5 protein-coding genes are annotated in these 8,582 nt (G+C 71.4%); 1 reads left to right on the top strand and 4 read right to left on the bottom strand.

Annotated elements, in window-relative coordinates; genetic code table 11:
* The 4 genes from ACH9D2_RS09275 to ACH9D2_RS09260 all read right to left on the bottom strand — a co-directional run.
* Positions 1-3,254 (bottom strand): pyruvate carboxylase (locus ACH9D2_RS09275; RefSeq protein WP_396361827.1); only part of this gene is annotated, 3,254 nt, incomplete at its 3' end.
* Positions 3,255-3,382: 128 nt separating this feature from the next.
* The gene (locus ACH9D2_RS09270; RefSeq protein WP_396362554.1) at positions 3,383-4,024 is read right to left on the bottom strand and encodes an LUD domain-containing protein; all 642 of its coding nucleotides are present in this window, start codon (positions 4,022-4,024) and stop codon (positions 3,383-3,385) included.
* Positions 4,021-5,658: an LUD domain-containing protein gene (locus ACH9D2_RS09265; RefSeq protein WP_396362553.1), complete on the bottom strand. Its 1,638-nt coding sequence runs from the start codon at positions 5,656-5,658 to the stop codon at positions 4,021-4,023. The genes ACH9D2_RS09270 and ACH9D2_RS09265 overlap by 4 nt, the downstream gene beginning before the upstream one ends.
* Positions 5,655-6,506 carry a heterodisulfide reductase-related iron-sulfur binding cluster gene (locus tag ACH9D2_RS09260; protein WP_396362552.1) on the bottom strand — a complete coding sequence of 284 codons (852 nt, stop codon included), beginning with the start codon at positions 6,504-6,506 and terminating at the stop codon, positions 5,655-5,657. The genes ACH9D2_RS09265 and ACH9D2_RS09260 overlap by 4 nt, the downstream gene beginning before the upstream one ends.
* A gap of 276 nt (positions 6,507-6,782) precedes the next feature.
* On the opposite strand from ACH9D2_RS09260, the gene ACH9D2_RS09255 reads away from it, so the two are divergent.
* The gene (locus tag ACH9D2_RS09255) at positions 6,783-8,582 is read left to right on the top strand and encodes an L-lactate permease (RefSeq protein ID WP_396362551.1); all 1,800 of its coding nucleotides are present in this window, start codon (positions 6,783-6,785) and stop codon (positions 8,580-8,582) included.

Here is an 8,582-nt window from a genome sequence, read left to right as displayed (position 1 = left end):
GGGGCGGCCACGTGGCCGGGGTCGGCGGGGTCGGCCTTCTCGGTCTCGGGCACGGCCGAGGCGACCGAGGTGTCGCGGACCTCGATCATGCGCGGCTGGCCGTTGAGGGTGAGCATCACGGTGCGCATGCCCTTGTCGTCGGCCTCCGAGATCGCCTGCAGGGTGACCAGCAGACGCACGCCCTTGCCCAGGGAGATCACGTGCTCGTGCTCGGTGGTGAGCCCGTAGAGGAAGTCCCGGGTGTGCAGCACGGACACGTCGCCGTACTTGGCCCGGCCGGCCTCGTACTCGCGGGTGGGACCGGCGAAGAGCAGCCGGTTCAGCGTGGCCCGCCGCGTGTCGGAGTCCTCGGCGAGCGCCTGCTGGTCCTCGGCCGACAGCTCGGTGACCCCGACCCTGACGTTGCGCCCCTCCAGCGCCTTGGAGCGGAAGGGCTCCGGCCACCCTCCGGGGGGCGTGCCGAGCTCGCCGGCGAGGAAGCCGATCACGGAGTCCGGCAGGTCGAACCGTTGCGGATCAGCCTCGAACTCCGCCGGGTCCACGCCCATCCCCACGAGCTGCAGGGCGAGGTCGCCCACGACCTTGGAGGAGGGGGTGACCTTCACGAGGCGCCCGAGCATGGCGTTGGCGGCGGTGTACATGTCCTCGATCGCCTCGAAGCGCTCCCCCAGCCCCAGCGCGATGGCCTGCTGGCGCAGGTTCGACAGCTGCCCGCCGGGGATCTCGTGCCGGTACACCCGGCCCGTGGGGGCGGTGAGCCCGGACTCGAACGGGGAGTACATCGCCCGGATGACCTCCCAGTAGGGCTCCATCGCGGAGATCGCCTCCAGCGGGATGCCGGTGTCCCGCGGGGTGTGCTCCAGGGCCGCCACCAGCGCGGAGGCGGGCACCTGGGAGGTGGTGCCCGCCATCGAGGCGTCGGCCACGTCCACCGCGTCCACCCCGGCGGCGATCGCGGCCATCAGGGTCGCCAGCTGCCCGCCGGCGGTGTCGTGGGTGTGCAGGTGCACCGGCACCTCGAAGCGCTCCCGCAGCGCGGTCACCAGCTTCGCCGCGGCCATGGGCCGCAGGAGTCCGGCCATGTCCTTGATCGCCAGCACGTGCGCACCGGCCTCGACGCACTGGGCGGCGAGGTCCAGGTAGTAGTCCAGGGTGTAGAGCGTCTCACCGGGGTCGTTGAGATCACCCGTGTAGCACAGGGCGACCTCGGCCACCGCGGTGCCCGTCTTGCGCACGGCCTGGATGGCCGGGGCCATCTGCTCCACGTCGTTGAGCGCGTCGAAGATCCGGAAGATGTCCACCCCGGTCGCGGCGGCCTCGGCCACGAACGCGTCCGTCACCTCGGTCGGATACGGGGTGTAGCCCACCGTGTTGCGCCCGCGCAGCAGCATCTGGATCGGGATGTTGGGCATCGCCTCGCGCAGCAGAGCCAGCCGCTCCCACGGGTCCTCCCCCAGGAACCGCAGCGCCACGTCGTAGGTCGCCCCGCCCCAGGCCTCCACCGACAGCAGCTGCGGCAGCGTGTGCGCGTAGGCCGGGGCCGCCGCCAGCAGGTCACGGGTGCGCACCCTCGTGGCCAGCAGCGACTGATGGGCATCCCGGAACGTCGTGGAGGTCACCGCCACCGCCTGCTGCTCCCGCAGCGCCCTCGCGAAGCCCTCCGGGCCCAGGTCCTGCAGCTTCTGCCGCCAGCCCGCCGGGGGCTGGTGCTCCGAGGGCCCGTCGAACGGGGACCGCAGCGGCTCGTCCTGCTTGTCGCCCGGGTAGTGCGGCAGCTTGGTGCGCGGGTCGATGCCCTCCACCCGCTCCCCGTTGGGCCGGTTCACCGTGACCTCGGCCAGCCAGGTCAGCGCCTTCGTCGCCCGGTCCCCCGACGTCCTCGCGGCCAAGAGTTCCGGACGGGACTCGATGAAGTCGGTGGCCACCTCCCCGGCCAGGAACTGCGGATCCGCCAGCACCGCCTGCAGGAACCCGATGTTGGTGGCCACCCCGCGGATCCGGAACTCCGCCAGGGCGCGCTGGGACCGGTGCACCGCGGTCGCGTAGTCCCGGCCGCGGCAGATCAGCTTGACCAGCATCGAGTCGAAGTGCGGGGAGATCTCCGCCCCCGCGTACACCGTGCCGCTGTCGAGACGCACCCCGGCACCGCCGGCGGAGCGGTAGGCGGAGATCTTCCCGACGTCGGGGCGGAACCCGTTGGCCGGGTCCTCGGTGGTGATCCGGCACTGCAGGGCCGCACCCCGCACGGCCAAGGACTCCTGTGCGATCCCCAGGTCCGCCAGGGACTCCCCGGCCGCGATCCGCAGCTGCGAGGCCACCAGATCGACGTCGGTGATCTCCTCGGTGACGGTGTGCTCCACCTGGATGCGCGGGTTCATCTCGATGAACACGTGCTGACCGGCCCGCTCCCCGGCCGTGTCCACCAGGAACTCCACGGTCCCGGCGTTCACGTAGCCCAGCTCACGGGCGAACTTCACCGCGTCACGGTGCAGCGCCTGCCGGATCCCCTCGTCGAGGTTCGGCGCCGGGGCGATCTCGATCACCTTCTGGTGCCGGCGCTGCACCGAGCAGTCGCGCTCGAACAGGTGCACGATCTCCCCCGAGGCGTCCGCCAGGATCTGCACCTCGATGTGCCTCGGGCGCAGCACCGCCTGCTCCACGAACATCGTCGGATCCCCGAACGCCGTGTCGGCCTCGCGCATCGCCGCCGCCAGCGCCTCGGGCAGGGCCTCCGGGGTCTCCACCCGGCGCATGCCGCGGCCTCCGCCACCGGCGACCGCCTTGACGAACACCGGGAAGCCGATCCGCTCGGCCTCCCCCAGCAGGTACTCCACCTCCGAGGACGGCTCCGAGGAGTCCAGCGTCGGGATCCCCGCCCGCTTCGCGGCCTTCAGCGCCTCCACCTTGTTCCCGGCCAGCTCCAGGATCCCCGCCGCGGGACCCACGAACGCGATGCCCTCCGCCGCCGCGGCGCGGGCCAGGTCCGGGTTCTCCGACAGGAACCCGTAGCCGGGATAGATCGCGTCCGCCCCCGACTCCTTGGCCACCCGCACGATCTCCTCGACGTCGAGATAGGCCCGCACCGGGTGGCCCTCCTCCCCGATCCGGTACGCCTCGTCGGCCTTCTGCCGGTGGATCGAGTTGCGGTCCTCGTACGGGAACACCGCCACCGTCTTGGCCCCGAGCTCGTACGCGGCACGGAAGGCACGGATCGCGATCTCACCGCGATTGGCCACCAGGATCTTGGAGAACATCAACACCCGTTCCGCACCCGACGTGCCACACGGACCCCGGGCGCTGTTTCTTGTATGTCTGACGACGTCAACTCTATGGAGCAGGAGGTGCGCGGCGTGGATCCGCCGCGAGGCAGAGGGCCGTCCTCTCAGCCGAGCAGGATCACGTCGAGCCTCCGGGGCCCGTGCACGCCCTCCACGCGCTCGAGCTCGATGTCCGAGGTCGCGGACGGCCCGGAGATCATCGTGACCGGGGCCGTGGGCGCCACCAGAGCGAGGGCCTCGGGGATCAGCTCGACCACCGAGTCCACCTGCACCACGCAGATGTGGTGGTCGGGGACCAGGCTGATCGCCCGGCGGCCCTCGTCGGGACGGCCGGTGAGGAAGATCGTGCCGGTCTCGGCGCAGGAGACGGTCGAGGAGGTCACCACGGCGTCCACGGCGTTGAGCTCCCGCACTCCCAGCGCGGACGCGGTCCGGGCGTCGCCGGGGTCCACCAGCGCCCGGCGGGCGGCGGTGTCCTGCGGCAGCCAGGACAGGTCGAGGCCGACGGGGACCACGTAGCGGGCGGAGGCGCCCAGCAGCTCGGCGATCCGGCCCGGCAGGGACTCGGGGGTCTCGTGGTGCACGGCGGCCCGGTAGTCGACCAGCCGGTCCTCGAGCATCTCGACGACCTCCTCGCGCGGACGGTCCGAGGCGCGGCGGTAGCTGCGCTCGGCCGGCGCGGGCGCCGGGGAGTCGTGCAGGGCGCCGCGGATGCGGGCCAGGATCTCGGTCTTGGCGTCGGTCATCGCTCTCCCCCGTCGTGCTGCGTGTCGTCCTGCGGGCGGCCGGCGGTGCCGGCTGCGTCACCGGAGGCGCCGGCGGCGCCGCCGTCGGCGGCCACCCTCTGCTCGGTCTCGTCGGCGTGCTCGGCCCACCAGTTGCGGAAGGACTCCCTGGGCGGGGCGGGGATGTCCCGCTCGTCGGTCCAGCCGCCGGCCGTGCCGGGCAGCCAGCTGATCGCCCGGTCCTTGCCGGCGACGACCCGGCCCAGCGGCAGGGCCTTCTCGGCGAGGGCCATGCGTCTGCCGGAGGACATCACGAAGGAGGCTCCCTTCATCATGAGGTCCATCTCGGACGGGGCCTGCGGCAGGCGCCGGGTCCGGGCCGGTGCTGCGGCGGCGCCGTCGTCGGAGCGTTCGCCGTGCTGGGTCCGCACGTCCTCGTCGCGCAGGTGCACGAGGATCTCGGGGATGTTGATCTTCACCGGGCACACGTCGTAGCAGGCCCCGCACAGCGAGGAGGCGTACGGCAGGGACGCGTTCTGCTCGGAGCTGATGCCGGTCAGCTGCGGGGAGAGGATCGCCCCGATCGGGCCCGGGTAGGTGGAGCCGTAGGCGTGGCCGCCGGCCTGCTCGTAGACGGGGCAGACGTTCAGGCACGCCGAGCAGCGGATGCAGTGCAGCGCGGAGCGCCCGGCGGGGTCGTCCAGCACCGCGGTGCGGCCGTTGTCCAGCAGCACCACGTGCACGTTCTGCGGGCCGTCCCCCGGTGTCACGCCCGTCCACAGGGAGGTGTAGGGGTTCATCCGCTCCCCGGTGGAGGAGCGCGGGAGCAGCTGGAGGAACACCTCGAGGTCCTGGAACGTGGGCACGATCTTCTCGATGCCCATCACGGTGATCAGGGTCTCGGGCAGGGTCAGGCACATGCGGCCGTTGCCCTCGGACTCCACCACGGTCAGCGTCCCGGTCTCGGCCACGCCGAAGTTCGCCCCGGAGACCGCCACGGAGGTGGAGAGGAACTTCTCCCGCAGGTGGGTGCGGGCGGCCTCGGCGAGGTCGCGCGGCTCGCTCGTGAGCGTCTCGTCGGTCTCGGGCATCTCGGCGAGGAAGATGTCGCGGATCTCGTGCCGGTTCTTGTGGATCGCCGGGACCAGGATGTGCGACGGCTTGTCGTGGCCCAACTGGACGATCAGCTCGGCCAGGTCCGTCTCCGTGGCGGTGATCCCGTGGGCTGCCAGGTGCTCCTCGAGGCCGATCTCCTGGGTGGCCATGGACTTGATCTTGATGACGTCCGTGGAGCCCGTGGCCTGCACGAGCTCGGTGACGATCCGGTTGGCCTCGGCGGCGTCGCGCGCCCAGTGCACCGTGCCGCCGCGCGCCGTGAGGTTGCGCTCGAACTCCTCGAGCAGATCCGGCAGGTTCGCCATGACCTGCTCCTTGATCGCGGAGCCGGCCGAGCGCAGCGCCTCCCAGTCGGGCAGCTCCCCCGCCACCGCGGCGCGCTTGCCGCGGATCGTGTGGGTGGCGTGGCGGATGTTGGCGCGCATCTGCGTGTTGCCCATCTCGGCCTTCGCGGCGGCGGGGAACGCGGTCCGCGCGTGCAGGTTCCCCTGCCCGTGGACGGGGCGGACGGCGGGCATGCCCAGCGTCGTGCGGCTCATCGAGCACCTCCAGTGGTGCGGGGGGTCGACGACGACGCCGTGCGGCGCGCCCCCGGGCCCGGGATGGACAGCTCGACCGTTCCGGAGACCTCGAGCGGGTTCTGGCGGGTGGACGCGAGGATCTCGGCGAAGTGGACGGTGGCCGGCCCGGAGTCCCGGCGGTTCATGGCGCCGCCCAGGTGCATCAGGCAGGAGGCGTCTCCCCCGGTGCACAGCTCGGCACCGGTCGAGACGATGTTGCCGATCTTCTCCTCGGCCATCGCGGCGGAGACGTCCGAGTTCTTGAAGGAGAAGGTCCCACCGAACCCGCAGCACTCCTGGGCGTCGGGCAGCTCGACGAGGTCGAGGTCGCCGACCGAGGCGACCAGGTCCTTCTGCCGGTCCCCCAGGCGCAGCAGCCGCATCCCGTGGCAGGACGGGTGGTAGGTCACCCGGCGGGGGAACCAGGACCCGAGCTGCGCGGCCGCGTCCGTCACGCCGAGCACGTCGGTCAGCAGCTGGGAGAGCTCGTAGGTGCTCGCGGCGACCGCCTCGGCGCCCTGGGCGAGGACCTCGTCGCCGCCGGCACGGGCGATCATCGGCTGCTGGTGGCCCAGGGAGGCGACGCAGGATCCGGAGGGAGCCACAGCGACGTCGTAGTCCGCGGCGGTGAAGACCTCGACGTGGTTGCGGACCACGGGCAGGGCGTCGTCGAAATAGCCGCTGTTGACGTGCATCTGGGAGCAGCAGCCCTGGCCGGGAGGGAACACCACCTCGTGCCCGAGCCGCTCGAGCACGCGCACGGTGGCCAGTGCGACCCGTGGGTACATCGCGTCCACGATGCACGTGGCGAACAGGGCGATTCTCATGGGACCTCCGGGGACGAGGAGCGGAAGGGGCGACGACGACGGAGGTGCCGCCTGTGGTCTGACCATACTAGACGGGTGAGAGGAACGCCACAACGAGACCCGATGAGGCCTGCTCCGTGCCAACGAGGGGGGGTGGGCGTTGTGATGTGGGTCATGTACGCTTTGTGGTCAGACCATTGTGGTCGGACCATAGGGTCCCTCTTCCTGCGGACCTCTCCCGCAAGCACCCGTCCCTCACCCCGCCCCTGACGAGGTGGGCCCAGAAAGGACCTTTCCGTGGACAATCTTGCTGTGCTGAGCCTTTTGGCTCTGCTGCCCATCCTGCTGGTGGGCGTGCTTTTGGCCGGGTTCCGGTGGCCGGCCAAGTTCGCGATGCCGGTGGGGTATCTCACCGCGGTGGTGGTGGCGCTGGTGGTGTGGCGGATGAGCTTCACCGGGGTGCTGGCGGCGACCATCGAGGGCCTGGTCGTGGCCGTCACCTTGCTCTACATCGTCTTCGGGGCGCTGCTGCTGCTGTCGACCCTCACGGTGGGCGGGGCCATGGCCACGATCCGGGCCGGGTTCAACAACATCTCCGCCGACCGGCGGGTCCAGGCCATCATCATCGGCTGGCTCTTCGGGTCCTTCATCGAGGGCGCCTCGGGCTTCGGCACCCCGGCCGCGGTGGTCGCCCCGCTGCTGCTGGCCATGGGCTTCCCCGCGATGGCCGCCGTCATGGTCGGTCTCATCATCCAGAGCACCCCCGTGAGCTTCGGAGCGGTCGGCACCCCCATCCTGGTGGGCGTGACCAACGGCCTGGGCGGTGATCCCGCGGTCGCCGAGCGCGTCAGCGCCCTGGGCGTGACCATGCCCGAGTTCGTCAGCTCGATCGGTTTCTACACCGCGGCCATCCACGCCGTGGTGGGCATCCTCATCCCGCTGATCCTCGTGAGCATGCTCACCGGGTTCTTCGGCCCCGACCGCCGCTTCCGCGACGGACTGGCCGTGTGGCCCTTCGCGGTCTACGCCTCCCTGGCCATGACCGTTCCCTACGTGCTGGTGGCCCGTTTCCTCGGGCCCGAGTTCCCCGCGATGTTCGGCGGGCTCCTGGGCCTGGTGCTGGTGATGCTCACCTCCAGCAAGGGCTTCCTGATGCCCCAGGACACCTTCGACTTCGGCCCCCGCGCCGAGTGGCCCGCCCGCTGGATGGGCACCATCGAGCCGGCCCAGGCCACGGACGTGTCCACGCACATGAGCGTGGTCCGGGCCTGGGCCCCCTACGCCCTGATGGCCGGGCTGCTGGTGGCCACCCGGGTCATCGCCCCGCTGAAGGAGTTCCTGACCGGCCTGGCGATCCCGTTCGAGAACATCCTGGGCACCGAGATCACCACCACCGTGCAGCCGTTCTACCTGCCGGGGTTCCTCATGATCCTGGCCTCCCTCTTCGCCTACGCGCTGCACCGGATGAACTCCCGGGAGATCGCCCGCACGCTGAAGATCTCGGCCGGTCAGCTCGCCGGCACCGCCGCCGCGCTGCTCTTCGCCGTGCCGCTGGTGCGCGTGCTCATCCAGTCCGGCCCGGCCCTCAACGACTCGGGGCTCTCCAGCATGCCGGTCACCCTCGCCGAGGGGGCCGCGGCGATCTCGGGCAGCTCCTGGCCGCTGATCGCGCCCTGGATCGGGGCGCTGGGGGCCTTCGTGGCCGGGTCCAACACCGTGTCCAACCTGACGTTCTCCCAGTTCCAGTTCTCCACCGGTGCCGCGATCGGCCTGGAGCGCCCCGAGCTCGTGGTCGCCGCCCAGGCCGTCGGCGGGGCCGGTGGCAACCCGATCGCCATCCACAACATCGTGGCCGCCTCCGCCACCGTGGGACTGCTCGGACGCGAAGGAGACCTGCTGCGCAAGACCATCATCGTGACCACCTACTACTGCCTCGCCGGCGGCGCGGTCGCCTACCTCTTCATCCACGGCCTGGGCCTCAACCTGGGCACCATCATGCTGGTCCTGCTCATCACCGGACTCGCCCTCCTGGCCCACCGACTCTGGCGCACGGACACACCGACCCAGCAACGGGGCAACACCCGCTCCCGCGTCTGA

This window comes from Kocuria rhizosphaericola, from assembly GCF_044462205.1.
Lineage (GTDB): Bacteria > Actinomycetota > Actinomycetes > Actinomycetales > Micrococcaceae > Kocuria > Kocuria rhizosphaericola.
Note: the sequence above shows the minus strand (reverse complement) of the source record. Positions and strands in the feature narration are given on the sequence as shown.

Bases quoted from the DNA above. Each gene is read 5' to 3' on its own strand.
- ACH9D2_RS09265 (WP_396362553.1), bottom strand. From the start codon at position 5,658: ATGAGCCGCACGACGCTGGGCATGCCCGCCGTCCGCCCCGTCCACGGG.
- ACH9D2_RS09260 (WP_396362552.1), bottom strand. From the start codon at position 6,506: ATGAGAATCGCCCTGTTCGCCACGTGCATCGTGGACGCGATGTACCCA.
- ACH9D2_RS09270 (WP_396362554.1), bottom strand. From the start codon at position 4,024: ATGACCGACGCCAAGACCGAGATCCTGGCCCGCATCCGCGGCGCCCTG.